We start from the raw sequence: 26,157 nt of genomic DNA, 5'->3' as shown, positions 1-26,157 counted from the left end.
GCGTGCTCATTTCCCAGGAGAGCAACATGGATCACGACGACCACCCCGACGATCGCGCGGCGACGAACCGCCGCCGTTTTCTCAAATGCATGGCGTGGGCCGGCGCCGGCACGCTTTGGACGATGCACGGCGGCGTCTTGCAGGCGCGCACGCTCGGCGGCGATGCCGATGCTGACACCCAAGCTGCGGCCGACGCGCTGAAGGACGCCACGTTCAGCTTCGTGCAAATCAGCGACTCGCACATCGGCTTCACGAAAGCGCCGAATCCCGACGTCACGGGCACACTCAAGGCCGCGCTCGCGCGCATCGACGCGCAGCCGGTACAACCCGACTTCATCGTTCACACGGGCGACCTCACCCATTTGTCGCGGCCCGACGAATTCGATACGGTCGACCAGCTCGTGCGCGGCTCGAGCACGCGGCGCGCGTTCTTCGTGCCCGGCGAGCACGACGTCATCGGCGACAACGGCCGCGCCTTCTTCGAGCGCTTCGGCGAAAAGCAAACCGAAGGCGGCTGGTACAGCTTCGATCATCGCGGCGTGCACTTCGTCGCGCTCATCAACGTGCTGAACTTGCAAGGCGGCGGCCTCGGCTGGCTCGGGCCCGATCAGCTCGCGTGGCTCAAGCAGGATCTCGCGGCGCGCACGTCTGAAACGCCGATCGTCGTGTTCGCGCACATGCCGATGTGGTCGCTCTACCCGCAATGGGGCTGGGGCACCGACGATGCGGGCGAAGCGCTCGCGATGCTGCGCCGCTTCGGCTCGGTCACGGTCCTGAACGGTCACATCCACCAAATTCAGCAGAAAGTCGAAGGCCATGTCACGTTCTATACGGCGCGCTCGACCGCCTATCCGCAACCCGCACCGGGTGTGGGCCCTGGGCCCGGTCCGCTCAAGGACGTGCCGCCCGGGCAACTCGCGGCCTATCTCGGCGTGCGCGAGGTGCGCCACGTACACGCGGGCCGTACGCTCGCGCTGACCGACGAGGCGCTGTCATGAGAACGTTCGCTCACGCTCCCGATAAAGGCACGGGCACAAGCAGGGGCTCGGGCTCGCGCATGCGTTTGCTTACGCTGTTGCGGGCGCTCGTCGTCGTCCCCCTCGCCGTATCGACCGCGCTTTGCGTGGCCGGCTCGGCCGCCGCCGCATCGAACGACACCGGCACTGCGACTGCCTCCGGCAACGGCGGCGCCACCTATCGCATCGATATTCACGACTTCGCGTTTTCGCCGAAGGAACTGACGGTGCCGGCCGGCGCCCGCATCGTCTGGACCAATCGCGACGACGAGCCGCATACCGTCATCAGCGCGGGGGGCGCGTTCAAGCCGTCGCAAGCGCTCGATACCGACGATTCGTTCGCGACGGTGCTCGACAAGCCGGGCACCTACGCCTACTTTTGCGGTATCCACCCGATGATGGTCGGCAAGATCGTCGTGCATTGAGGGTCAAGGAGGCGTTCCAGGTGGCCGAAACCGACAAGCACGCGAACACATCGCCCGGCGAGCACGACGAAGCCGAGCGCAGCCGCCGCTTTCAACAACTCGCGCTGCCGCATCTCGATGCGGCATACAACCTCGCGCGCTGGCTCAGCGGCAACGCTGGCGATGCCGACGACGTCGTTCAGGAAGCCTTCGTGCGGGCTTTTCGCTTCTTCGGCACGTTCCGAGGCGAGAACGCGCGGCCCTGGCTGCTCGCGATCGTGCGGCGCACCTGGTACACCGAATGGCGACGGCGCACGAATTCGCGCGAGGTGGCGCAGTTCGACGACGAACTCGACGAAACGAGCATCTTCGACGAAGTCTCGTCGATCTGCGCCGATCCGCAAACGCTGCTGCTGCAAGGCGAGAACACGAGGCTCGTGCGCGAAGCGCTCGAACGCCTGCCGGTCGAGTATCGGGAGGTCCTGATCCTGCGCGAATTGGAAGACATGAGCTATCGCGATATCGCGATCATCGCCGACCTGCCGATCGGCACCGTCATGTCGCGCCTCGCGCGCGGCCGGCGCAAGCTGGCCGTGCTACTCGCGCCTTTGCGCGACGAGCGTCCCGCACGCATCGACACGATCGCCAAGGAGAGCCCAGATGGACTGCAATGAAGCCCGACCGCTCCTCGGTGCCGCCGTCGACCGCGAGCTGTCGGCCGCGGAGGCGCTGCGCGTGGAGCAGCATTTGACGACGTGTCCCGAATGCCGGCGCGAAACGCAAGCGCTGCTGGCCGTCAGCCAAGCGACGCGCACAGCCGAGTACTTTCACGCGCCCGACGCGCTGCGCGCGCGCATGCTCGCGGCACTGCCGGCCGTAGAGGTCGCGCCTTCGCATCGGAACGAAGATCAGGACCAAGACGCAGCAGCAGCGGCATCAGCACAAGAACCGCGCGTGCGCCCAGGCAACTCCGGTCAAGCACCTAAGCCATCACTCGACACGCGCGACAGCCATGGCACCCGCGACAAGCGACGCGTGCCCGGCGGCTTCGGCTGGGCTTGGAACGCGTGGCGCGCACCGCGCAGAGCCGGAGCCGGAGCCGGAGCCGCTCGTCCGACCGGCGGATCCTCCTCCGCGTTCGGATGGCCGATGGGCATCGCCGTCGCCGCCGTCGCGCTGATCGCGAGCGTCGCGCTCGTCGTGAATCGGCCCGGCAGCACTGAAAGGACGAACACGGCCTTCGTCGACGAACTCGTTCAGAGTCATGTCCGCGCGCAATTGTCGGGACACGACATCGACGTGGTCTCGTCCGATCAGCATACGGTCAAGCCCTGGTTCAACGGTCGGCTCGACTATGCGCCGCCCGTCGAGGACCTTGCCGACGCCGGCTTCGCGCTGACGGGCGGCCGCCTCGACTACGTCGGCCATCGGCGCGTCGCCGTGCTCGTCTATCGCTATCGCAAGCACGTCATCGACGTCTATGTGATGCCCGAGACGGACGCCGGCACACTGCGCGCGCCGCCCGCACTGACGAGCGACGGCTACGCGATCGCGCGCTGGCGTGACCAAGGCATGCTCTGGTGGGCCGTCAGCGATGCCGAACCGGCCGTGCTCGCGAAGTTGCACGCGGCGCTGACGGAGCGCTTGAGCCGGCCGCCGACGGGCGCGGTGCAATGAGGGGGAACGGCCGCGCACATCGCCATGCAGCGGCGTTCGCTCACCGCTGCGCGGCGAGAGACGCGGCGATCCGGTCGGCCAATCGACCCACCACGCGGCTTAGCGCGGCCGCAATCGCGGCGGAATCGCCGGACGGCATCGGCTCCGTCAACGAGACTTCCTGCGTCATCACGGCCGTCGCGTTCTCGCCCGCCGTCAGCGTCCAGCTGCCTTCGAACGTCATCTCTCCTTGTGCGTTCGCGCGCAGATCGAGGACAGTGACGACGATACCGCGCGCGCCCGGCGGCGCCGGCGCGCCGGGCAGCACGAACGAACCGGGCGGCAGGCGCGCGAGCAGATCTTGCGCGAGTGTGCTGCGTATCATCTGCGCGAACGGCGCGCCCCAGTGATCGTTCTCGCGTATTGAGAGCCGGTATTGCGCATCCTGCGCGACGATCTCGGGCCGGTCGAGCGAGGCCGGAATCCGCACGGCACCCAACTGGACCGGCGCCATGTGAGCAGCGTCCGTCGAGAGGGGCGCACTCGGCGGCACCGCATCGAGAGAAAAATAGCGCGTCGGGGGGCTGTGGCCGCAGGCGGTCAAAGTGGCCAACGCGGTCAACGCGGCGATACAGGCGAACGCCCTCGTCGCCCCCATTGTTCTCGTCGATGTCGTCGCTCTCGGCGTCATTGCCCCTTCCCTCCCTTGCCGCGCACGAGCGCCTCCGGATGCCGCTCGAGATAGTCGGCGAGCGCGCGCACCGAACGGGCCATGTCGGTCAGCTCGCGCAATGCCGCGGGCAGATCGTTCTGCCGCATCGGATCACCGCCGATCGTCCGGTTGGCGGCCGCCACGGCGCTGTCGGCCTCGTGCGCCGTCTGCCGCAACTGCGTCACGAGCGGCCCGATCTGCGGCGAAACCTGGTTCAGCGTTTTGTCGATCTGCGCCACCGAGCGGTCGATGTGGTCGAGACTGTCAGCGATCTGAGGCGACGACGACAACGCCCGGATACGCGCCGTGATGCGGCGAACGTTATCGCCCGTCTCTTCGATCGGCAACGCGTCGATCTTCGTCATGATGTGGTCGGCCTTCGACATGACGTCGCCGGCCTGCGCGACGATCGCGTCGACGTCGCCCGTGGGCGCGCTCGGAATGTCGGTCTCGCCGTTGCGTGCGGCCAGCGTCGCGCTCGGCGCGCCCGGCACGAAATCGAGCGTCACCTCGTGCGAGCCGACGAGCGGCGGATCTTGCGTGAGCCGAGCGCGCAGCCCTGTGGCGATCAGGTGCCGCAGCATGTCGTCGACGACGGGACGCCAGTTGCCGTCGGCCGGTTTGGCGCTCTCGGCAAAACCGAGCTGCGTCGCATCGAGCACGATCTCGACGGGCGTGTCGAGCGTGCCGGTGCTCGCGTCGTAATGGAGCGAGACCTGTGTGACTTCGCCGACGCGAAAACCGCGCAGCCGCACCTGAGCGCCCTCGTCGAGCTGACCGACCGCGCCCGGAAAGCGGACCACGTACCTCACCGCCGCGGCCGGCGAATACGCGCGGTCGCTGCCTTCGAATTTTCGCGTCGCTGCGCCCGATCCCGGCTGCATGACGATTTCGGGGCCGCCGAGCAACGCCTTCGCCGAGGACGGGTCGCTGAAATCGAAGCGCGCGCCCTTGACCCAGAAGCGCGTGCCCGTGCGCAAGTAAGGATCGGCGCTGCGGCGAATCTCCACCTTGACGTCGACGTGGCGGCCGTCGCCGTCGAGCGCGACGTCCCTGACCTCGCCCACTTTGACGCCGTGCAGCGAAACTTCCGTGTTGTCGGCCTGCATGCCGTAGGCATCGTCGAATACGATCGTCACGGTCTCGCCGCCTTGCACGAGGGCACGGATGCCGAGCCAGCCGGCCACGCCGATCGCGGCGATCGGCACGGCCCAAATCCAGCCCGGCCAACGCGAGCGCTTCACGTCCGCCCCTTCGGTGCGCTTTTCGGCGGGCTCGTTCACGCGTGCCTCGCTTGCGCGGGTCCAGCTTGCGCGTGCCGCTCTTGCGCCGCGTCCCACATGAGGCGCGGATCGAACGCGCGCGAAGCCGCCATCGTCAGGATGACGACGAGTGCAAATGCGGTCGCGCCATCATAGGGCCGCGCATTCGCGATGCCGTCGAACCGGATCAGCGGCACGAACGCGGCGATCGTGAACACGTCGACGTTCGACCAGCGTCCGAGTTCGTCGATGAGCCGGTACAGATGCGTCTTCGTCCGCAGATGCCGGTCGGAACGGCGCAGCACCGATGCGACGAACCAGGCGATACCCGCGAGCTTCACGAACGGAATCGCAATGCTCGTGCAAAAAATCAGAATGCCGAACGGCCAGAGTCCCGCTTGGAATAGTTCGGCGACGCCGTCGACGATGCGGTGCGTGACCGCGTGACCGAGCTGGTACGAAATCGTCATCGGATAGAAGTTCGCGGGGAAGGCGAGCACGAATGCGGCCACACTGAGCGCCGCGGCGCGTGAAATGGCACCGGGCTTGCGTTTGCGCAGCGTCAGGGCGCAACGGGGACAGGGGTGCCCGGCCAGCTCGACCGGCGCGATCAAATCGCATGCCGTGCATGAAAGCACACGCTCGCCGGGCGTCAGCTGATGCTCGGGCGCGATCGCACGCCAGACGGTGCGCCGGTCGAGCGTCGCGCGCGTCAGCATCGACATGAATGCGGCTGCGATGAAGCAGTAGCCGCCCGCATCGATCGAGCCCGTCAACTGCTGCGTCACGCGCGAGTAGCCGACGAAGCAGCCGATCAGGAAAACATCGGGCATGGCCCAGGCATCGAGCCATAGGGTCCAGCGGTAGCAGCGGCCGAGCCAGCGAGGGCGCCAGCCGAGGAGCACGGCCGAAAGCACGACCGACAGCGCGGAAAAACGCACGATGGGCAACACGATGCCCGTCATGCCGAGAACGACGGCCAACAGCTGAAAGCCCTCTTTCCACATCAATACGATGCCCGTGCCGAGCTGCGCCGAACGCTCGGCGCCGAGCAGGTGGACCGTCATGAGCGGCGACAGGTTACCGGGCAGCAGCAGGACGAAGGTCGTGAGCGAGCATGCCAGCGCCGCGCCGACGGAACGGCCGCTCGTGCGCTCGAGCGGATAGTGACAGACGCGGCACCGCGCGAGCGTGCGCCCGGCCAGCTCCGAGGTGTCTTCGAGCGCCCCGCATTCGGGACAGCCGATGGTCATGCGGCCTCACGTGCCGACCGGCATCGCGCCGCGCCGGCGGCGGCTGGCCAACGGAAACAGCGGATCTTCATGCGGTGCGGCCTCCGTGCTCGCTACCCCGGCAATCAGGGACAAAGGGGGGACAAACACAGAGGCAAGCACACAACGTTCCCGGATCACATCGGCACGATCATCCGGAAAGCATCCACGGAGTTGGCGGCGCAACGACGTCGATCGAATTCTTCACACCGCACGCCACCGCGCGGTCAGTTCGGCGCCCAGTGGCCGCGGATCCATTCCCAGCGGCCGCGCCACACGTAGTGGCCCTTGACCCAGTGATAGCCGGGCTGCGGCGCCGGCATGACCTCGACGAGCGGCGCGGGCTGCGGCGGACGAGCGGGCTCGACGACGCAAGCCGCAAGCGACATCGCGGCCGCCGACACGACGAGCGCAAGCGCGGCGCGCGAACGAAGGAACGTAAATCGAATCGTCATCGGATCAATCTCCAGAAACGCGGAACCAAGCGGTACAGCAGGGTTGAAAAATCCAACATAGGGGGCGGCCGGCGGGCCGAGGCGGCAGCCGATTAGCCGATCGCTCGGCCGTCCTCGGTCAAACGGCGACGAGCCCGGCAACCGGTTTGCTCTCCTTCGTCTGCGGAAAGAGCGCCGCGGCCGTGCGATGCGGATCGAGCCCGAACGTTTCGCTCGCGGCGCCGGCGATGACGTCGTCGAGCGACGTCGTCGGCCGCAGGTCCCGCCCCTGGTAGAGATCCGCCGTACGCAACCCCGGCCAATCGGCCAGTACGCGCCCGCCGCGCACCGCCCCGCCCATGAGCATCGCCGCCGTCCCCGTGCCGTGATCGGTGCCGCCCGTGCCGTTGACCGCGGCCGTGCGGCCGAACTCCGTCGCCACGACGACCGTCGTCTTGTCCCACACCGGCCCGAGGCCGTCGCGCAGCGCGCCGACCATCGCATCGAGTGCCTTGAGCTGCGCGGTCAAGCGCGGGTTCTGGCCGCTATGCGTGTCCCACCCGAGCGTCTCGATCATCGCGATGCGCGGGCCGTCGGGCCGCGCCAGAAAATTCGCCGCGACCTTGCCGATGCCGGCGGCATCGCCCCGCGCCCGCTCGCCGCCCGCCATGTCGCGCGCGGCCATCGCCGAATGCCAGAGCGGCCCGAGCTGTGCATCGTGCTCGTAGAGCGCGCCGACGCGCATCAGCAAGTCGTCCGATGCGCTCGGCAACGCCGAAGGCGCGTACGACGCCACGTCGACCTTGCCGCGCAGCGCGAGCGGGACCGTCGGCGCCACGGCAATGGCCTGCGCACGGCTCGGCCCGACGAGCGCGACGAGACGGTTCAGCCATCCGTCGCGCAGGCTGTAAGGCGCGTTGCCGCCCGTTTCCAAAACGTTTTGCCCGTCGAAGTGCGAGCGATCGCGGTAAGGCGTGGCCACCGCATGCACGAACATCGCCTGCTTGTCCGCATAGAACTGCGCCGTGCGCTGCAGCGACGGATGCAAGGCGAACGTCCCGTCGAGCCGCGTGGCCGTGGACGCATCGACGGCGATCGGGCCGCGCAGCGTCGCATAAGCCGGCTCGGCGTAGGGCACGACGATGTGCAGGCCATCGGCGGCACCGCGTTGAATGATGAAGACGAAGCGGCGCTCCGATTGGACGCTGGCGAACACCAGTTGCGGCGCGACGAGCATCGCGCCGGCACCGGCGGCCGTGACGCTCAGGAACTTGCGGCGAGAGATCACGCTTATCTCCTTTGAAAGTCGGGCGACACGAGCAGCAGCGCGAGCGCCGTTTGTGCGCTTTCGGCGCGCGAGACGGCCAGCGCCGTCGCGGGATCGAGCGAACCCGCGGTCAGTTTCGGGCCGAGCGTGCGCGCATCGACGCGGTCGCCGACACGCGCCCCGATCCGCTGCGCGAGGTCGACGCGCCGCATCAGTGCATCGGGCGCGGCCCAGCTTGCGGCGATATCGTCATAGCCGGCGGGCGAACCCGGGCGCCATACGGGTTGCCCGAGCTGCGTCAGGATCGGCGCGGCCTTGATGCCGGGCATCTCCTGCACGCCGAGGCCGCGCAGCGTCGAGATCGTCCAATCCCAGGGGGTCTTGAACTTGACGGGCGTGCTCGTCCACGCCTCGGACGAGGCAACGAGCGCGCGATAGACGGTGGGCAGATCGCCCCCGCTCGATTGAAACGCCTGGGCCAGCCGGGCGACGAGCGCCTGGCTCGGGTTGTCTCCGGCGAAGTGGCGCGCGAGCTTGGTCGCGACATGATTGGCCGTGGCCGGCGCCGACGCTAGATCGTGCAGCACCGCCCGCGCTTGCGCCTCGCCGGGTTCGGTATAGCGACGGCCCATGATCGTGCGATCGCCCGGTTCGTGCAGCGCGGGGCGGAAAATAAACGTGCCGGGCGTGCCGCCCGCGCCTTTCGGGCCGACGATGCTCCAGCCCGTCAGCGCGCGCGCGAATTCGGTGACGTCGCTCTGCGTGTAGCCCGTGCGTACGCCCAGCGTGTGCAACTCCATGATCTCGCGCCCGAGATTCTCGTTCAGGCCGCGCTTATGCTGGGGATCGCGTGCGTCGGCACGCATCGCGGCACGGCTGTCCGGACCGATCGAGCGCACTTGATCGAGGAATACCTGCATCGCGGGATGGCGTTCGACGGCGAGCAGCATGTCCTCGAAACGGCCGAGCACGTGCGGACGAATCGCCTCGGTTTCGAACGCGCCGGCCAGCGCGGCCACCTGAGGCTTCTCCGTCGAAATCGCGAAGTGATTACTCCAGAAGTACACGAGCCGGTCGACGAACGGCGTTTGCGTCGTCAGCGCGCTTTGCACGCGCGCGTCGACGGCGTCGCGGTACGCGTCGCGCACTTCGGTGCGCAGCATCTTGCGGGCTGCGAGCTTCGCGTCTTGATCGGCGCCGCTCGCGACCTGCTGCCGCGCGGCGCCGAGTTCCTGCGCCACGGCCGGCGAATCGGGTTGCTGGGCCAACGCGGCCGGCTTCGGATCGTAGCGGTCGAATTGGTTCAGCAGCCACGCTTTAGGGTCGGACGGCGGCGACTCGTCGCCGCGCGCGCCGAGGCCGAAGCGGTTCAGCGCGATGGCCGCTTCGGTCAGATGCGGTGAATCGGTCATGTTCCCCTCACTCCCTGTCGAGGTGTCGACGTGTCGACGTTTGCGTCGGTACGCTGCTTAAACGGAGCGAACCCGAGCGACCCGTCGCATCGAGAGAGAAAATTTTTGGGAAACGGCCGGACGCGCTACGGCATCGGCTTACCAGCCCGCTTAAAAGCCCGCTTGCAGCGCCGCTTACGCCCCGTCACACGCCGGGCTACGTCAGAACTGCGCCGACGGCCGCACCTGAACGGCGGTGCCGTAGCACAGCACTTCGGTGACGCCCGACGCGATTTCGGTGGCGTCGTACCGGACGGCGACGACGGCGTTCGCGCCGAGGTCGGCCGCGTGCTCGACCATCCGCTCGTAGGCGTCGGCCCGCGCGCGCTCGCACAGCGACGTGTAAAGCGTGATGTTGCCGCCGAACAGCGTCTGCAGCGACGCGCCCACGGCGCCGACGATGGAGCGCGAGCGCACGACGATGCCGCGCACGACGCCGAGCGAGCGCTCGACGCGGTAGCCGGGCAGATCGAACGCTGTCGTGACGTGCTCGCGCTGGAGGCGCACCGAGCGATGAAGGGGAGATGACATGGAGGAGAGCGGATTGGTCATGATTTTTCGTTATCGTGCAAAGAGCCTATTCTAGGAGAACGCCGTGCTCGCGTTGGCATCAAGCACGTGTCGAGCGCGGCCGATCGCACTTTCGCTCTTTTCCTCGACGGAGGTCCGCCATGTCGATGTCTGCCACCCTCGAGGCATGCCTGCAGGACAAGGGCTGCCGTTACGAAGTCCTCCACCACCCTTACAGCCACTCGAGTATCGAAACGGCTTCGGCCGCGCATGTACCCGGCGAACGTCTCGCCAAGACGGTTCTGCTGGAAGACGAAAAAGGCTATGTCGCGGCCGTGCTGCCGTCGACGCACGCCGTCCGCCTCTCCGAGATCTGGGAGATGACCGGCCGCCATCTGACGCTCGCAAGCGAAACGGACATGCGCGAGCTGTTCAAGGATTGCGAGCCCGGCGCCCTGCCGCCCGTATGCACCGAGTACGGGATGATCACCTATCTCGACGAAAGCCTGACCCAGCAGCCCGAGGTCTTTTTCGAAGCCGGCGACCACGAGGAATTGATCCGGATGCAGGTCGACCAATTCCTTTCGTTGATGGATCGCGCCGAACGGGCACGCTTCGCCCATCGAATGCAGGGCATTTCGATGTAGCACGGCGACGCGCGTTACCCATCCGGCCGCCGGGCTGGGCCGGTTGGCGCGTCAGTGTCCGTGTCAGTGCGCGCCGGACGATTCGTCCGGCGCGCGCGGCTTCTTCGCGTTCGCGGGCGGCTTCGGCTGCCGCCATTGCCCGTGCAGCCTCAAACTCTGCGCGAACGTGGCACGCTCGGCCGGCGTCAACGTCGCGACGAAATCGGCAACCGCCGTTTCGACGCGTTCCCTCAGCGCGCGGTCGGCGTCTCGCGTACTGGCGAGCGCGTCGTCGAGCGACTGCCGGTCGAACTGCGGCGCTCCCACGAGCCGCAGCACGTCGCGCCGGCCTTCGCGCGCTTGCTGCGCAAGCGGCCGCCCGTCGCGGCGCGCCTGCTTCAACGCGTCCAGAAACTGACGCTGCCGTTCGGGCGAAAGGTCCTGCGCCGCGAAACGCAGCGCCTGCGGCGCTCCGCCCTTCGTCTTGACGGCGGCGGGCAGGCCCCGCTCGGCCGTGAACCAGCGATAGGTCCCGCCAACGATCGCCCCGACCAGAAATACGTTGAGCACGATCGAGCCGACGCAAAGGGCTTTGATTGCACGCGTCGTCATTCGATGCTCCCCTCGGCGCTCGACGTATCGAATCCGAAAGCCGTCGACATATAGGACGGCTCGTGCACCGCGCCCGGCCCCTCGCCCGCCCCGACGATGAGAAACGACATCGCCAGTGCGCCGGCGACGAGCCCCGCCACGCCCGCGCCCGCGATCGCGGCGCCGGGCAGCCACCAGCGCGCGGCCCGGGCGCCGCGAGCGGGACGGTGGCCGGGCGGCTTCGCCGAGGCGACGATGCGGCGCTGCAGCGAACGGCTGGCCGGCTCGACGATATCGGCCGAGAGGCACGCGTCGAGCGCGGCCGCCTCCTCGAGCCGTGTCCGTGCCTCGTCCGGATAGGCTTGCGCGAACGCGCATGCCGCCGCGCGCTCGCCGGTGGGCCAGCGGCTCGGATCGGCGCCATAGGCGTCGACGATTTGGGCGAAGCGTCGAGGAGTCATCGTCGTCATACATCGATCCTTGCGAATTCCTTGCTGATCATCGTTTCCGCAGTGCGGGAACCGTCTCGGTGTCGCGCGCCGCGCCCGTGCGCTCGCCGCCTTTAGGCGCCGGCCCGCCTTCGGCCAGTTGGGCACGCACGCCGCGCCGGGCACGCACGAGCAGACTTTCGAGCGCCTCGACGGTGAGGCCCATGAGGCCGGCCGCTTCCGCGTTCGACAGTTCCTGGTAGTAGGTCAGCACGAGCGCCTCGCGCTGACGCGGCGGCAGCGCCGCCAATGCCGAGCGCACGCGAGCGCCGTGCTGGCGCGCTTCGAGCGCCGCCTCGGGGCCGCTCGGCGCGCACGCCTCATCCTCGGCGAGCGTATCGGCCACGGTGTCGTCGGGGGTCTCGCGCCGCATCCGCAGCCGGTCGTAGCACAAGTTCATCGCCACCCGGTGCAGCCAGGTGTCGAAACGCGCCTCGCCCTCGCGCCAATGCGGCGCCTGCTTCCAAACACGCACGAACGTCTCCTGCGCCACGTCCTCCGCCTCCATGCGATCGCCGAGCATGCGCGCGGCCAGCGCCAGCAGGCGCGGCAGCTTGCGCGCGACGAGCTGACGCACCGCCGACGCGTCGTCGCGCGCCACGCGCTCGACCAGCTCGGCATCGGGGTCGCGTTCGTTCAACGCCGGCCTTCCCCGCCACGCGCGCGGCGCCCGCCCGATCGGGCAGTCCTAGCCATGCGGCACTGCCGCATGAGCGCCGCGCGTTCGCGTTTCACCGTCTGAACTCCCGTCGTCATCGCCCTGGCCACCCTTTTTCGACCTTCTCATCCCGGCTTTCGACACCGGCTCCTCCTTTAAACGGGGGCTGCCGCAAAAACCCGTCGCTGTCCGCGACTCGCAGGCTACCGCAGCATTCGTCCTATTCATCGCACATATTTTTGAAAATGTTTACGACGCAATCCGAAACGGCATAGAGTCAGAACGCTAGGCCGTCGTTCACCCGCACTACCTTTTGCCTCGAGGAGTGTTTTCATGGTTCTTCGGTTACTCGCCGCGCTGCCGTTCATCGGCATTTTGCTAGGCGTCCCATTCGTCAATCGCGTCGAGCCGCTCGTATTCGGCATGCCGCTGGTGCTCGCGTGGATCGTTCTCTGGGTCGTCTTGGCCGCCGTCATCATGGCGATCGTCTACAAGCTCGATCCGACCAATCGGGCCGGTGCCCAAGCCAACGAGGAGGCCCGATCATGAGCAGCGCCCTTCTCATCATCGCCGCCGTCACGCTCGTCGCGCTCGGGCTCGGCGTACGCGCCCGGCGCGGCCACGACATGAACCTCGAGCAGTGGTCGGTCGGCGGACGCAGCTTCGGCACCGCGTTCGTCTTTCTGCTGATGGCAGGCGAAATCTATACGACGTTCACGTTCCTCGGCGGCAGCGGCTTCGCCTACGGCAAGGGCGCGGCCGCCTATTACATCCTGTCGTACGGCACGCTCGCCTACATCCTCTCGTATTGGATGCTGCCGCCGATCTGGCGCTACGCGAAATCGCATCGTCTCGTCTCGCAGCCCCACTTTCTCTCGAGCAAGTATTCGAGCCCCTCGCTCGGCGTGCTCGTCGCCATCGTCGACGTCGTCGCGCTCGTGCCGTATCTGGTGCTGCAGTTCAAGGGCCTCGGCATCATCGTGACGACGGCGTCCTACGGCGCGATCTCGCCGACGGCCGCCATCTGGATCGGCGCGATCGTGGTCACCGCCTACGTGACGGTCTCGGGCGTGCGTGGGTCGGCATGGAATTCGGTGATGAAAGACACGATGATTCTCGCGATCGTCATCTTCCTCGGCATCTACCTGCCGATCCATTTCTACGGCGGCTTCTCGTCGATGTTCCATGCCATCGACACGGCCAAGCCCGGCTTCCTGACGTTCCCGGCCAAGGGCTCGAGCGTGACGTGGTTCCAATCGACGGTGCTGCTGACCGCGCTCGGTTTCTTCATGTGGCCGCATACGTTCGGCTCGATCTATACGGCGCGCGACGAACGCATCTTCCGCCGCAACGCGGCCGTGCTGCCGCTCTATCAGCTGATCCTGCTGTTCGTCTTCTTCGTGGGCTTCGCGGCGTCGTTGAAAGTGCCTGGCCTGAAAGGCAGCGACATCGACTTGTCGCTGTTTCACCTCTCGCTGCAGACGTTCGATCCGTGGTTCATCGGCGTGATCGGCGCGGCCGGCGTCCTGACCGCGCTCGTGCCGGGCTCGATGATCCTCAATGCGGCGGCGACGCTGCTCGCCAACGACGTCTACCGCGGCGGCGTCAACCGGCAAGCGTCGGATGCGGCCGTCACGCAGGCCGCGCGCGTGCTCGTCCCCATCATCGCGCTCGTCGCCGTGTTTTTCACGCTGCGCGGCGGCGAGACGATCGTGGCGCTGCTGCTGATGGGGTACAGCTTCGTGACGCAGTTGTTCCCGGCCATCGTGACGAGCTTGGCCGCCCGCAATTGGGTGACCAAGCAAGGCGCGTTCGCCGGCATCGTGGCGGGCGTGGCCGTCGTCGCCTACACGACGCTCACGCACGCGAGCATCGGCCAATGGTTCCCGTCCCTGCCCGAGAAGCTCAAGGACGTGAACATCGGCCTCGTCGCGCTTGCGCTGAACATCGTCGTGCTCGTTTTGGTCAGCGCCGTGACGCAGCCTCGCGCCGCGGAGCATTCGCACGCCCACACCCTGTAACCACCCGCCGGGCGATCTCGAGGTAGCGCCCGGCCGTCTCTTCGAGCGTCAGCCCATCGAGCGGCCGTGCGCAGCGCGGCTGCTCCAACGCATCGGCCAGCGCTCGGCCGAATCGCCCAGCATCCTCCGTATCCACCAGGCACACGCTCGGGTAGCCGCGCGCGAACGCGAACCCGCCGATCGCGTTGGCGACGATCGGGATGCCCGATGCGAGCGCTTCCAGAAAACCGATGCTGTGCGCCTCGAAACGCGACGGCATGGCGAAGACGTCCGCTTGCGCGAGCAGATCGGGGACATCCGTGCGCGGTCCTTCGATCCGCACGTTGGCCGCGATGCCGAGCGTCTCGACGAGCGAGACGACGCGCGCGTGATAGCCGCGATCCTCGATGACGCCGCATAGATGGAGGAAAGGCTCTGGTCGTCGTTGCGGCCTTTGTTGCGGCTGCGATCGCTCGCTCGGCCCGCGGTTCAGCTTCAGTGCTTCCGTTACGTTCAGTACTTCGTAAAACGCACGCACGGTATCGAGCTGCCCCTTCTCCGGCATGTAGCGCCCGATCTGAACGATTCGCTTCATGCGTCTCGCCTCGGCGTTCTCGAAGTCCTCGGCATCGTCGGCGTACGCGACGTTTTCCGCGTCATTCCTCGTTCGGCCGATCCGAAACCGCTCGACGTCCACACCGTTCGGCACCACGAACGACTCGCCATGCGAGCCGATCGTCGCCGCATATTGATCGACATTGCGCTGCGTGACGCCGATCAAGGCCCTCGCTCGGCGGGCGAGCAAACGTTCGGCCCACCACAGCCGCCGGTTCTCGGTGAAGTCGTTCATTCCCGAGTGCATGACGAAGACGATCGGCACCGACAGCGGCAGCGCACGCACGTAGAGCGCGGGAATCGTCGTATGAGCGAAGACGATATCGGGGGCGAAGTGCCGGATCGTGCGGTAGAGGAAAACGAGCCGGGCGAAACGATCGTTTCGCTTGGAAGGAAAAAGGCAGGCGACTTGCTGCGCGGCGAGTTCGCGGGCCGCATCGGCGAAATCGTCCTCGGCCGGCAGCAGCGACGCGATGCCGACGGTGTGGCCGCCGCGCCGATGGCCGATCGCAATGCCCTTGACGAGCATTTCCGCGCCGGACAACCGAGGCGCAAGCACGAGTTGAAGAATGCGCATGACGTTCGTCGCGCAGCGCGCGTGAGGGGCCTATCGCGGCTCGCCGCGCGGTGCGCGGTGCGCCCCATCGCATCGCCGGGGGCCGTGCATACCGGCGAGTACCACTGCGAACGGTAACCGCCGCCCCATGCCCGCGTGCGCCATCTTCTAGCCGTCCTCGGCCGTGGCGCCGCCCGCCGTCGTTATCGCCGTGCGTTCTAACGACGCATCGCCGTTATCTTCGTATCTGCTAACGATATGGCCGATCATTCTAACGAAGCTTACGGCCCCCCCGTACAATCGGGCACTCATATCCACGCGGCCACGCCGCCGATTTCGAGTCGCCCGATGCTCATGCCCCACATCAATTGGCTGTATTCCGTCTCCGGCCTCGGCGTCGGCGTTCTCGTCGGCTTGACGGGCGTCGGCGGGGGCTCGTTGATGACACCGCTGCTCGTGCTGATCTTCGGCGTGCATCCGGCCACGGCCGTCGGCACCGATTTGCTTTACGCCGCCGTCACGAAGGCGACGGGCACGCTCGTGCATGGCCTCAAGGGTTCGATCGATTGGCGCGTGACGGGCCGGCTCGCGTGCGGCAGCGTCCCGGCCGCGGCGATCACGCTGTGGCTGCTCCATCGCTACGGCATGCAGTCGAAGGCGGCGATGTCGCTGATTCAGCACGTGCTCGGCGCCGCGCTCCTGATCACGTCGATCGCGCTCGTGTTCCGGCCGAAACTCGCGGCGCTCGCCACGCGTGCGCCGCGCGACGTCAACGCCGCGCGCACGGTGCCGCTGACCGTACTGACCGGCGTCGTGCTCGGCGTGCTCGTGTCGCTCACGTCGGTCGGCGCCGGCGCGATCGGCGTGACCGTCTTGCTGCTGCTCTACCCGGCGCTCGCCACCTCGCGCATCGTCGGCTCCGATATCGCGCATGCCGTGCCGCTCACACTCGTCGCCGGCATGGGCCATTGGCTGCTGGGCTCGGTCGACGTCGCCATGCTGCTCTCGCTGCTGATCGGTTCGCTGCCCGGGATCGCGCTCGGCAGCCACCTGTCCTCGCGTTCGCCCGAAGCGCTGCTGCGCAATCTGCTCGCGGCGGTCCTCGTGCTCGTCGGTGTGCGGCTCGTCTGGGCATGACGCCGGCTTGACGCTGCTTCGGCGGCTTCAACTACTTCGCTTAGTTCGCTTACAACTATCGTGATTTGAAGGCCCGATAGAGCATCCAAGCGCCGGCCGTCGCGAGCCCCGCCGTCATCCCGCGAGCAACGCCCATCACGCCCCATTCGTGCATGGCCGCGGGCACGACGGCAATCAGCACGACGACCTGCATCGCCGAGGCCTGCGCGGGCGCGCGTGCATCGCCGCGCGCGCGCAGATAAGCGACGAGCACGGCGATGAGTGCGCCGAGTGCCATGTTGACGACGAAGATGCGAAACAGCGGGACGGCCGGCCGCCACTGCGGCCCGAGCACGAGCGCGAACAGCGGAGCGGCAAGTGCGCGCAATGCGAGCACGACGAGCACGGCCGCGCCCGCACCGAGCGCGAGCCAGCGCTTGAACAGCCGCGCGGCTTCGTTCGCATCGGTGCGATGACGGGCGGCGAAGGTGGGAAACAGGTATTGCGACAGCGCGATCGCCGCATCGGCCAACAGCAGTTGCGCCAAGCGCGACGACATCTGGTAGGCCCCAAGCTGCGCGGGCCCGAGCATCCTGCCGACGACGATCTTGTCGAACTGATTGAGGACGAGATTGACGACGCTGCCCGCCCAGATCCACCGCGAAAAACCGATGTAATGGCCGATGCCGGACCAGCGAAGCGCGAGCGGCGGACGCGGCGCGAGCGCCGCCCAAGTCAGCGTGCTCTTGAGCGCTTCGCCGAGCAGCATGCCGACCAGCACCGAGTAGGCGCCCGCCCCGGAGAGCGCAAACGCGAGGCCGACCCCGCAATCGGCGAACGCGGCGCCGATCTCGATCGCCGCGAGGCTCGAGAACCGGCGTTCTCGCTGCGCCACGTAGTAGCCCGGCGATGCCACGCCGCGCACGAGCGGCAGCGCCGCGGCCATTTGCGGCAAGAGCGACCGGCCCAGATGAAACTGGCTCGCCATGAACGGCGCCAACGCGAGCAGCACGAGCGCGACACCTAGCCCCCGCACGACGAGCGTGGCGAACACGGCGCCGAGTTCGTTCCGCGTGGGCGCGTCCTTGCCTTGCACGATCGCCTGCGCAAGCCCTGTGTCCGACAGCGATTCGGCGATCGCGACGGCCAATAGCGCCACGCTGACGCTGCCGATCGCCGCCGGCCCGAGAATGCGGCCGATCGCCAGAAACTTGATCGCGACGAGGCCGCGCACGGCGGCCTGCTGCGCGAGCACCCAGGTCGCGGCGCTCGGCGCAAGGCTCGCGCGCATCGACGATGCCGCAAGCCGCGTCGATCTCGCCCGGTTGCCGCGCACTGTGTTCACGTTGGACCCCAATCCGCGTCGTTGAACGAATCGCGCACCGCGCTTCAAAACGCGTCGCGAACGACAAAGTAACGCGCCCGCGCCGCCGAAAAGCGCCATCAAGTAGTGGCGATCCGCCAATGCCTGCCCGGCAGGACATCGATGCGCAAACCGACGGCAGATTGGCGGCCGACACCTAGCGGCCGGTGATACCGTTCTCGCGAGCGGCGCCGTGCGCCGTTATACGGAGCCCATCGACGATGACCCAGGCCGTGCTGATCATCGAACCCAATTTCACCGGCCATCGATGGCGCTACGCTCAGTGGGCCGCGCAAGCCTTCGAGGAAGCCGGCCTGGCTTGCGTCATCGCAACGATGCCGTCCAACGAGGACCACCCGTTGGCGCGCAAGATCGTCGAAGAGCGCAGGCCGGGGCTCGAGATCGCATTCGTCGATTCCCCGCCGCCCGCGCCTTCGATCGCGGCACCCGCCATGCGCGTTTCGTATGCGCGGTACCACCGGTACTTCGCGCACGCCTTCGCGCGCGTCGGTGCCTGCATGCCGGTCTCGCTCGTGGTCGTCCCCTACGTCGACTATTTTCTCTATGCCCTGCCGCTGCTCGGATCGCCGTTCGACGACACCCCTTGGATCGGCATCACGATGCGCGCGACGTTCCATCATCGCGATGTCGGCGTGAAGGCTCCCGATCGCCCGCTCGTCAATGCGATCAAAGCGCGGTTATTTCGACGCGCCGTCAAGGCACGCGGGCTGAATGCCTTGCTCTCGATCGACCCGACCCTGCCCGAATGGAGCACGCATGCGCTAGCGCGTTCGCGTTCGCACGCGACGATCGCCTATCTTGCCGATCCATTCCCCGACGCGCGAGCCGACGATCCGGCGGCGGCGCGTTCTCGCCTGAACTTCGGGCCGGGGCCGCATTTGCTCGTCTACGGATCGATGACCGACCGCAAAGGCATCCGCGAACTCGTGACCGCGCTCGAACACATGGCGCACGCACCGACACTCGTCGTCGCGGGCGAGCAGGACGAATCGATGCGAGCGTTCCTGCGCTCGCAGGCGCCTCGCTTGACGCCCAAGCCGATCGTCATCGATCGCTTCATCACGGATGAAGTGGAGTTCGATCTCTTCTCCGCATGCGACGTCGTTTGGCTCGGCTACAAGGGCCACTACGGCATGAGCGGCGTGCTCGTGCAAGCCTATCGGTTCGGCAAGCGCGTCGTTGCGACGTCCGAGGGATTGATCGGCTGGTTCTGCGCGGGCGGCAAGCTCGGACCCGTGCTCGACGATCTTTCGCCCAAGGCCATTGTTTGCGGTATCGCAGAAGCGTTGGCGGAAGCCGCCGATGCCGGCGGCCGAACGATCTTGGGCAGCCACGGGGCGTTGCTGGCACTCAACACGCTCGACGCGTTCAAGCGGACTTTGCGGGACGCAGCGGCGGTCTCTGTCTCAGCCTCGGTCTCGGCGCCCGCACTCGACGAGTAGACTTGCGCGCCACGCGCGGCAGGGAACATCGCATTGCGCAACTTCAGAAACGGAAACTCGATCGCGCGTGTCGTGACGTAACCCACGCCGATCGCAATCGCGGCTTGGAAGACGAGCGCGCCGCCCCAGACGGCCAGGCGAGGCGCACCCGCGGCCGTGGCTTTGCCGATGAACATCTCGCCCGGCGCGAGCGCGATCGAGTGCCACAGGTAAATCCCATACGAATAGACGCCGACCCACGCCATGGCGCGGAACCACCATGTCCCGCGTACCCTGCCGGCGTGCTCGAGCATCAGCACGATCAGCGCAACGAAGCCGATCGACTGAATCGTGTAGCCGATGCTTTCGTCGAGCGCGTAGTGCGGCGTGCCGAAGCCGAGCCACGCGATCAGTCCGGCGACGAGCGCGACGAGCAGCCCGGTTTGCCGCGCAAGACGGCGATAGGTGCCGGGCGCCATCCAATAGACGACGGCCAGCATCACGCCGGCGAGCAAGCTATCGATGCGGTATTGCGTGTACGCGAACGCGGCGTCGAGGTGCCCGCCGGCCACGGCGATCGAACGGATGACGAGCACGAGGAGGCAGACGAGGCCCAGCGTCCCGAGAATCGCGCGCGCGCCTAGCCGCCACCGCACGAGCAGGAGCAGCACGGCGGGCAGGAACAGATAGAAATGCTCTTCGACGGCGAGAGACCACGTCTGCGAAATCGACGTGCCGAAATAGTTTTGCAAATGCGTGAGGTTCTGCCAGAGAAAACTGTCGAGCGGATGGCGCCGGACGATCGCATGGAAAGCGATCAGCACGTAATAGGCCGGCCAAATCTTGAAGATCCGCCGCACGATGAAGCGGCGGGCGTCGATCGAACCGTGCTCGGCGTATTGCTTGAGCAGCAGCCCGCCGACGAGAAAGCCGCTCAGCGTGAAGAACAAATTGACGCCTTCTCTGCCGAAGTGCGTGAACGGATACTGGACAATCGACACGATCGCGACGCCGGGATCGACCGAGCGGAAGTGATACCCCATCACGGCGACGATCGCGATCCCGCGCAGGAAGTCGAGCTCGATCGCCCGATCGCGAACGATCGCCTTCGCTCCTCCGAACGGATTCTTGATCATCGGCGATTCCTTCAGCGAAGCGATGCCGGCTTCGATGCGGCCCTTCGATCTTCGGCTTCGACATGAGCGGGGATCCGCCAATATCCCGGCGGCAGGCGACAAGTTGGATTTCATGCGGGGGGATAGCCGCACGTGCCCGGTGAGCGGCGGCGCGACCGGCCGCCGAGCGTGTCCCGGTATCCGTCGATACCCGTCCATCCCCGCCTAACGCTAGCCGAGCGCCGCCAAGCAGCCACTCCGCGGATACGCGCTCGCCTATAGTCGCCTCGTGAATCGCGCCCGAGACCGTCAACGGGCGATCCGCCAACGCGAAAGGAGCCGATCCGTCATGAGAGAGGCGCGATATCGATTCGCATCGGGCCCACGCCGCACGGCATCCAATCCGTTCGCAAATCTATGGATCTGGCTGTTCGCGCTTCCACTCGCGATGGACTACAAAGCGGCCGCGACGGGCGACAGCCATGCCGCGCAGATTCTGCTGGTCATCCCGGTCGTCGCGGCCGGCCTCGTCCTCATGCTGATCGGGCCGCGGCTGCGAGATCGATGCGCGCTGCGCGCGTTGATGACGGTATCGCTGATGCTCGCCGTACCCGCGAGCGTCTTCACGCAATGGCTGCAACAGAACACCGTCGGTCAATACCTGCGCGTGCTGCTGCCGTTCGCCTTGTTTCAGTTGGGCTTCATCGCCGCCTGCCGGCCCTGGCAAGAAGTGCGCTTGGAGCAATTCGAGAAGGCGCTGTTTTGGGCCAACGCCGTCAGCCTCGGATTCACATGCCTGTATGGACTCGTCGTCGCCGGGTCGCTCGCCGACGTGCGCTATCGGCTCGTCTCGGTCACCTTCCTCGCCCTGCAAGGCGTCCTGCTGCACGAGTTCGTCATCGCCAAGCGCTATACGGCGCTCACGCTCGGCATGTTCATGGCGACCGTCGTCATCGAATTGCTGAGCGTCACCCGTTCGCTCGTCGTCGGTACGGGATTGCTGTTCGTGCTAGCCGTCTGGATGAGCGCGGCCGGAACGCGTCGTCTCGCACGGGCACTCTTAGGCGCCGCCCTCGCCGCCATCATGCTCGGCACCATGGCGTTCGCAGCCGCCGCATGGTTCCCGGACGTGGCCGAACACTGGGTGCAACGCATCGACTTCGCGAAGCTCTCGACCGAAACGGGCATGGATCCGACGACGATCACCCGCCTGGCCGAAATGCGCGATCAATACGATCAAGTGGTTTCGTCGCCGGTTTCGCTGCTCGTCGGCGAGGGATACGGCCACGACTATCGCTATTCCCCCGCCTACCTGAGCGATCTTGCCGGGCAGATGAGCAAGAAGGAGTTCTACGCGCAGCGCGATTGGGCCGCCGGGCACAACTTCTGGGTCTATCAATTCTTTGCGGGCGGCCTGCTGTTCGGGCTCGCCTTCCCGCTTGCGCTGCTCTATGCACTGATCCGCTGCTCGATCACGTATCGGCGCTGGCACATGCACGCTCCCGATACGCCGCAATTGCCCGTACTCGGGCGTGCGATCTTGATGACCGCGGCATTGCCGGCCGCGTCTATCGGCGGCAATCCGCTCGGTCCGCGGTTTTCCGGGCTCGTGTTCGGCATCGGGCTTGGATTGATGGTGGCCATGCACGCGCAGCTGTCGCGGTGCGAGGTGCGCGCTGCCACGCGTGCGGCCACGGAGCGCCCGGCCCGTGAACGCATCGATGCGATGGCCTCGTGAGACTCCTGCACGTCCTGGCTACGTTCGACCCTGCAGCCGGCGGACCGGTGGAAGGCGTGCGTCAATGCGCACTCGCGTTGGGCAAGCTCGGTCATGTCGTCGAAATCGCTACGCTCGATGCGCCCGACGCGCCCTTTCTCTCGGACGTGCCCGCCCCCGTCAAGGCGCTCGGTCCCGGACGCGCGAGGTACGGCCTTGCGCCGCGCGCGCCGTCTTGGCTGCGCGAGCACGCGCCGCGATTCGATGCCGTGATTGTCCACGGCCTCTGGCAATACCACGGCTTCGCGACGCGACAAGCGCTGCGGGGCTTGCCGGTCCCCTATTACGTATTCGCGCACGGCATGCTCGATCCCTGGTTCAAGCACACGTTTCCGCTCAAGCATCTGAAGAAGTGGCTCTACTGGCCGTGGGCCGAATATCGCGTCCTGCGCGATGCGCGCGCCGTCCTCTTTACTACCGAGGAGGAACGCCTGCTCGCCCGGCAATCGTTCTGGCTCTATCGCGTGCGCGAACGCGTTGTCTCGTACGGCACCGTAGAGCCGCAGGACGACCCGGCGAGCTTGCGGGCCGCCTTCTTTTCCGCCTATCCGGCGCTGGCCTCGCGGCGCTTGCTGCTCTTTCTCGGCAGAATCCACCCGAAAAAAGGCTGTGACATCTTGCTGCGCGCGTTCGCGCGCGTTGCGCCGAGCGAGCCGCTTCTGCACCTCGTCATCGCCGGCACGGGCAATGACGAAACGGTTGCCCGGCTCCATGCGCTCGCGCTCGAGTTGAATATCGCCGATCGCATCACGTGGACCGGTCTGCTGCAAGGCGACCTCAAATGGGGGGCATTCTGCGCGAGCGATGCGTTCGTTCTGCCGTCGCATCAAGAAAACTTCGGCATCGCCGTGGTCGAAGCGCTCGCGAGCGGCATGCCGGCGCTCATCTCCGACAAGATCAATATTTGGCGGGAAGTGGACGCCGACGGGGCGGGTCTGGTGGCATCCGATACGGTTGAAGGCACCGCCATGAATTTGCGCCGTTGGCTCGCGCTCGACGCGTCTTCGCGTATGCATATGCGCGAACGAGCGCACGCCGCCTTCATCGCGCGATTCACGATCGACGCCCATATACGCAAGCTGCTTCAGACGCTCGAAGACGATCGGGTCGAGCAAGCCCGATCCGAAAAGGCAGCGACCCGGGTGCATCTTGTATAGGAAACATCCTCGACGGTGCCGCCATCGATCGGAGTGCCCCCGCTTTGCGTCAATGTTTGACGATGCGTCCGAGCACCGACGCAAACGGCAGCGCCGTACCCACATCGTCTTTCTCGGTGTCGCACGCCGGTTTCAGAACCGCGACCGCATCGGGCCCATGCAGCGACTGCACGAGGTGACCGGCCAACCGCAGCGCCAGCGCGACGATGGTGATCGTCGGGAAATTCGCACCGACGGTCGGAAACACCGAACTTCCCGCAACGTACAGATTGTCGACGCCGTACACCTTGCAATGGCGATCCACAACGCCCCCCCGCGGCGAGTCGTGCATCCGGGTCGTACCCATGTGATGCCACGTTCCTTCCAGCGTCGTAGGCCATGCATGCCCTTCGAGCGGCGCATCGAGTTCGACCTGCGCGACTGCGCTCGTATGCAATTCGTCGGCGACGAGCTCAAAGGTGCGATCGAATGTGCGCTGCGCCAGTTCGGTCAGACGCCACGCGACCTTGACGCGCGGCATCCCGAGTCGATCTCGTTGCTCGCCCAGCGTCACTCGGCTATCGCGGTTCGGCTGCGCTTCGACGATCGCCTGCAGCTTGACGTCCCGGATCAGCGCGCGCGGCTGCAATAGCCGCGTCAACCCGAATCCCGCCGTATCGATAGGATGCCTAAGCATCGTCTCCAAATCTTCGCTCCAGCGCCGATCGGGCTGGTCCTTATGCAGCAACGCCTGCTTGCACCGGATCAACGCCTCCGCGCCCGCGCTGCCCTCGCCGTAAAACATCGAAAAGAACCACACGCGTGAATTAAGGAGCCGCTCTCGGCGCAGCACCTCCGGCGTCAACGCGAATTGCGACGAGATCGGCGTACCGTGCGCCGAGACAGCCGCATTTTGATAGTGGAATTTGATGTCGTAGAGCTTGTTGCGCGCCCATGCCGGCGAGAAGCGCACGCTGCCCGACATGATGCGAGGATGATCCATGAAATACCGCCCGACGTTGTCGTAGGCGTTTCCAAGGCCCGCCGCCTGCACGCGGTTCGACGCGAGCAGCAGGCGCGCGTTCTCGATGCCTCCCGCCGCCAGCACGAAGCGCTTGGCCGTCACGGTCATATGCCGGCCCGTCAAGGTTGCGATGTCGACGCGCGTGACGTGCGAAGCGTCGGCATCCGTGTCGACGTGCACCACGTTCGCATGCAGGAACACGCGGATATGCGGCGATCGCTCGAGGTTGCCGCGATAGAGCTTGCCGAAGCGCGCGGGCGGGCTGAATTGCGCGATCGTATCGCGCACGTTGCCCGTGACGAGCGGGATCCGCCGCACGTCGGCACGTCCGATCGCGTGCTCCCAGAACGGCGGGTCGAAGTTGTTCGGGCCTAGCTTGAGCAGCGCATGCGTGCGCGCGTAGTACGGCTCGAGTTCGTCGATCCTGAACGGCCAGCCGCTGTCCGGCACCCAATCGCGCTGCTCGAAGTCCCACGGATCGAGCGGCCTGCACCAGCCGCCCCAGCAATTGCTGCTGCCGCCCAAATAGCGGCTGCGGCTGCCGTCGGCGAACGCATAGGGCAAGCCTGCGTTCTCGCCGCGATAGAGGTCGCGCGTATCGTCGTCGGGCCGAAAGCCGCCGCTTTCCAGCAGACAAGTATCGATCCCGCAGCGGTCGAGTTCGAGCGCGAGCGTGATGCCGGCGACGCCCGCACCGACGATGCACACCGTCGTTTCGATCTCTCGGCCTTCGTCGATGCCACGCGTATCGATGAACATGACCCATGCTCCGTTTCCCCAATCTTCAGGCTAACGACGCGTGTCGTCCCGACAAGATTTCTGCGGCTACCGCCACGGCGGTGGGCGTGCGCACTCATCTTGCGGCCGCGCATGACGCCGAGGTTTTCCAACCGCAAAAATCAATCTTCGGAGGGGAATCGAGAGCGAAGAAAACGGCAAGGATTGCCGCCGTAGACGCCTCCGGGCGCGAGCGAGCAGTGGACGACCGACAGCGGTGTCACGAGCGCCGAGCGGCCGATTCTCACGCCCATTTGGACGACGCATTTCGAGGTGATCCAGACGCCGTCTTCGATGACGATCGGCGCAACGCGCAGGTCCATCGTGGTACTCGCCTCGTGCGAGCCTGTCGTCAAAAACGTGCCTTGCGACAGGCACACGTGCGAGCCGATGCGGATCGGTGCTTGGTTGTAGAGCCAGACGTCGACGCCGAACCAGCAGTGGTCGCCCACCTCGAGATTCCATGGGGCTTTGACTCGCACCGGATGCACGAAGCAGCAGCCCGTGCCGATCTTGGCGCCGAATAGGCGTAGCAGCGCGACCCGCAAGGCGGAGCTTGGGTTGAGTTTGTTGTTGATGAGGCAGGCTTCGACGACGAACCAGAGCGCTTGCATGGGGAGGCTGCGTTTGGCGACGTAGTTGCCCTTGCCCGCACAGCTTAGGTCGATGACCGGGATGCCGCTTGCCTCGGTATGTCGGGTAGGTCGAGTCTGTGTATCGCTCGTTGCGGCGAACGCGGGCGATACGCCGTCGGCGCTCGCCCGATTCGACAACTCAGAATCGGATACGAACACGTCCTGCCGCGCGTGCAACTGTGCGCGCTCGATAGGTTCGATCGGGCGATCCATTTCAGTTCGTGCGACGAGGAATTGGTCGGTTTCAGCGACGAT

At 66.6% G+C, this 26,157-nt stretch carries 25 protein-coding genes and 1 pseudogene; 11 read left to right on the top strand and 15 right to left on the bottom strand.

Annotated elements, in window-relative coordinates; genetic code table 11:
* The first annotated feature begins 26 nt into the window (after nt 1–26).
* The 4 genes from DWV00_RS25455 to DWV00_RS25440 are packed head-to-tail and all read left to right on the top strand — an operon-like array spanning nt 27 to nt 3,097.
* Nucleotides 27–998 (top strand): metallophosphoesterase family protein, encoded by a 972-nt coding sequence (locus DWV00_RS25455; RefSeq protein ID WP_115536392.1) that lies wholly within the window; start codon nt 27–29, stop codon nt 996–998.
* Nucleotides 995–1,441, top strand: coding sequence for a cupredoxin domain-containing protein (locus tag DWV00_RS25450; RefSeq protein ID WP_245965038.1), 447 nt, complete (start codon nt 995–997; stop codon nt 1,439–1,441). Before DWV00_RS25455 ends, DWV00_RS25450 begins: the two co-directional genes overlap by 4 nt.
* Nucleotides 1,442–1,461: 20 nt before the next feature.
* Entirely contained in the window at nt 1,462–2,094 is a 633-nt protein-coding gene (locus DWV00_RS25445; protein WP_115536391.1) for an RNA polymerase sigma factor, read from the top strand.
* Nucleotides 2,081–3,097 carry an anti-sigma factor family protein gene (locus tag DWV00_RS25440; protein ID WP_115536390.1) on the top strand — a complete coding sequence of 339 codons (1,017 nt, stop codon included), beginning with the start codon at nt 2,081–2,083 and terminating at the stop codon, nt 3,095–3,097. The genes DWV00_RS25445 and DWV00_RS25440 overlap by 14 nt, the downstream gene beginning before the upstream one ends.
* Before the next feature lie 40 nt (nt 3,098–3,137).
* Here the strand turns inward: DWV00_RS25440 and DWV00_RS25435 are convergent, their stop codons facing one another.
* From DWV00_RS25435 to DWV00_RS25405, 7 genes are all read right to left on the bottom strand, one after another.
* A complete protein-coding gene (locus DWV00_RS25435) occupies nt 3,138–3,767 on the bottom strand; it encodes a PqiC family protein (protein ID WP_245965037.1) in 630 nt (209 codons plus the stop codon).
* Nucleotides 3,764–5,071 (bottom strand): MlaD family protein, encoded by a 1,308-nt coding sequence (locus tag DWV00_RS25430; protein WP_115536522.1) that lies wholly within the window; start codon nt 5,069–5,071, stop codon nt 3,764–3,766. The genes DWV00_RS25435 and DWV00_RS25430 overlap by 4 nt, the downstream gene beginning before the upstream one ends.
* Complete coding sequence (locus tag DWV00_RS25425) at nt 5,068–6,303, bottom strand: paraquat-inducible protein A (RefSeq protein ID WP_115536388.1); 1,236 nt, start codon at nt 6,301–6,303, stop codon at nt 5,068–5,070. The genes DWV00_RS25430 and DWV00_RS25425 overlap by 4 nt, the downstream gene beginning before the upstream one ends.
* A gap of 245 nt (nt 6,304–6,548) precedes the next feature.
* The gene (locus DWV00_RS25420) at nt 6,549–6,776 is read right to left on the bottom strand and encodes a hypothetical protein (protein WP_115536387.1); all 228 of its coding nucleotides are present in this window, start codon (nt 6,774–6,776) and stop codon (nt 6,549–6,551) included.
* Nucleotides 6,777–6,894: 118 nt separating this feature from the next.
* A complete protein-coding gene (locus tag DWV00_RS25415; protein ID WP_181885590.1) occupies nt 6,895–7,992 on the bottom strand; it encodes a DUF1501 domain-containing protein in 1,098 nt (365 codons plus the stop codon).
* 53 nt (nt 7,993–8,045) lie between these two features.
* Nucleotides 8,046–9,434 carry a DUF1800 domain-containing protein gene (locus tag DWV00_RS25410; RefSeq protein WP_115536385.1) on the bottom strand — a complete coding sequence of 463 codons (1,389 nt, stop codon included), beginning with the start codon at nt 9,432–9,434 and terminating at the stop codon, nt 8,046–8,048.
* Between the two features lie 201 nt (nt 9,435–9,635).
* Nucleotides 9,636–10,004 (bottom strand): YbjQ family protein, encoded by a 369-nt coding sequence (locus tag DWV00_RS25405; protein ID WP_115536384.1) that lies wholly within the window; start codon nt 10,002–10,004, stop codon nt 9,636–9,638.
* A 140-nt stretch (nt 10,005–10,144) separates the two neighbouring features.
* Between DWV00_RS25405 and DWV00_RS25400 the strand changes: the two genes are divergently transcribed.
* A complete protein-coding gene (locus DWV00_RS25400; RefSeq protein WP_115536383.1) occupies nt 10,145–10,630 on the top strand; it encodes an aminoacyl-tRNA deacylase in 486 nt (161 codons plus the stop codon).
* Between the two features lie 63 nt (nt 10,631–10,693).
* Here DWV00_RS25400 and DWV00_RS25395 read toward each other — a convergent pair whose 3' ends face one another.
* The 3 genes from DWV00_RS25395 to DWV00_RS25385 are packed head-to-tail and all read right to left on the bottom strand — an operon-like array spanning nt 10,694 to nt 12,328.
* Nucleotides 10,694–11,221, bottom strand: a complete 528-nt coding sequence (locus DWV00_RS25395) for a periplasmic heavy metal sensor (protein ID WP_115536382.1) — start codon at nt 11,219–11,221, stop codon at nt 10,694–10,696.
* Complete coding sequence (locus DWV00_RS25390) at nt 11,218–11,670, bottom strand: hypothetical protein (protein ID WP_425452827.1); 453 nt, start codon at nt 11,668–11,670, stop codon at nt 11,218–11,220. The genes DWV00_RS25395 and DWV00_RS25390 overlap by 4 nt, the downstream gene beginning before the upstream one ends.
* 28 nt (nt 11,671–11,698) lie before the next feature.
* Nucleotides 11,699–12,328 carry an RNA polymerase sigma factor gene (locus DWV00_RS25385; protein WP_115536381.1) on the bottom strand — a complete coding sequence of 210 codons (630 nt, stop codon included), beginning with the start codon at nt 12,326–12,328 and terminating at the stop codon, nt 11,699–11,701.
* Nucleotides 12,329–12,679: 351 nt separating this feature from the next.
* Between DWV00_RS25385 and DWV00_RS25380 the strand changes: the two genes are divergently transcribed.
* Nucleotides 12,680–12,895: a DUF3311 domain-containing protein gene (locus DWV00_RS25380; RefSeq protein ID WP_115536380.1), complete on the top strand. Its 216-nt coding sequence runs from the start codon at nt 12,680–12,682 to the stop codon at nt 12,893–12,895.
* A complete protein-coding gene (locus DWV00_RS25375; protein ID WP_115536379.1) occupies nt 12,892–14,367 on the top strand; it encodes a sodium:solute symporter family protein in 1,476 nt (491 codons plus the stop codon). Before DWV00_RS25380 ends, DWV00_RS25375 begins: the two co-directional genes overlap by 4 nt.
* On the opposite strand, the gene DWV00_RS25370 is transcribed toward DWV00_RS25375, so the two are convergent.
* The gene (locus DWV00_RS25370) at nt 14,312–15,538 is read right to left on the bottom strand and encodes a glycosyltransferase family 4 protein (RefSeq protein WP_115536378.1); all 1,227 of its coding nucleotides are present in this window, start codon (nt 15,536–15,538) and stop codon (nt 14,312–14,314) included. The genes DWV00_RS25375 and DWV00_RS25370 overlap by 56 nt on opposite strands.
* Before the next feature lie 327 nt (nt 15,539–15,865).
* On the opposite strand from DWV00_RS25370, the gene DWV00_RS25365 reads away from it, so the two are divergent.
* The gene (locus DWV00_RS25365; RefSeq protein WP_115536377.1) at nt 15,866–16,654 is read left to right on the top strand and encodes a sulfite exporter TauE/SafE family protein; all 789 of its coding nucleotides are present in this window, start codon (nt 15,866–15,868) and stop codon (nt 16,652–16,654) included.
* A gap of 55 nt (nt 16,655–16,709) precedes the next feature.
* On the opposite strand, the gene DWV00_RS25360 is transcribed toward DWV00_RS25365, so the two are convergent.
* Nucleotides 16,710–17,924, bottom strand: a complete 1,215-nt coding sequence (locus tag DWV00_RS25360) for an oligosaccharide flippase family protein (RefSeq protein ID WP_115536520.1) — start codon at nt 17,922–17,924, stop codon at nt 16,710–16,712.
* Between the two features lie 293 nt (nt 17,925–18,217).
* On the opposite strand from DWV00_RS25360, the gene DWV00_RS25355 reads away from it, so the two are divergent.
* Nucleotides 18,218–19,459 (top strand): glycosyltransferase, encoded by a 1,242-nt coding sequence (locus tag DWV00_RS25355; protein WP_115536376.1) that lies wholly within the window; start codon nt 18,218–18,220, stop codon nt 19,457–19,459.
* Here the strand turns inward: DWV00_RS25355 and DWV00_RS25350 are convergent.
* Nucleotides 19,459–20,574: pseudogene (locus DWV00_RS25350) on the bottom strand (acyltransferase family protein); the annotation flags it as partial. The gene DWV00_RS25355 and the pseudogene DWV00_RS25350 overlap by 1 nt on opposite strands.
* Nucleotides 20,575–20,902: 328 nt before the next feature.
* On the opposite strand from DWV00_RS25350, the gene DWV00_RS25345 reads away from it, so the two are divergent.
* A complete protein-coding gene (locus DWV00_RS25345; protein WP_181885584.1) occupies nt 20,903–22,291 on the top strand; it encodes a hypothetical protein in 1,389 nt (462 codons plus the stop codon).
* A complete protein-coding gene (locus tag DWV00_RS25340) occupies nt 22,288–23,487 on the top strand; it encodes a glycosyltransferase (RefSeq protein ID WP_115536375.1) in 1,200 nt (399 codons plus the stop codon). Before DWV00_RS25345 ends, DWV00_RS25340 begins: the two co-directional genes overlap by 4 nt.
* A 49-nt stretch (nt 23,488–23,536) precedes the next feature.
* Here DWV00_RS25340 and DWV00_RS25335 read toward each other — a convergent pair whose 3' ends face one another.
* Nucleotides 23,537–25,249 carry an FAD-dependent oxidoreductase gene (locus DWV00_RS25335; RefSeq protein WP_115536374.1) on the bottom strand — a complete coding sequence of 571 codons (1,713 nt, stop codon included), beginning with the start codon at nt 25,247–25,249 and terminating at the stop codon, nt 23,537–23,539.
* Nucleotides 25,250–25,389: 140 nt separating this feature from the next.
* Nucleotides 25,390–26,115: an LbetaH domain-containing protein gene (locus DWV00_RS25330; protein WP_245965036.1), complete on the bottom strand. Its 726-nt coding sequence runs from the start codon at nt 26,113–26,115 to the stop codon at nt 25,390–25,392.
* Nucleotides 26,116–26,157 lie beyond the last annotated feature (42 nt).

The organism is Trinickia dinghuensis (assembly GCF_003367175.1).
Classification (GTDB): Bacteria; Pseudomonadota; Gammaproteobacteria; order Burkholderiales; family Burkholderiaceae; genus Trinickia; species Trinickia dinghuensis.
This window is presented reverse-complemented; position numbering and strand designations above follow the sequence as displayed.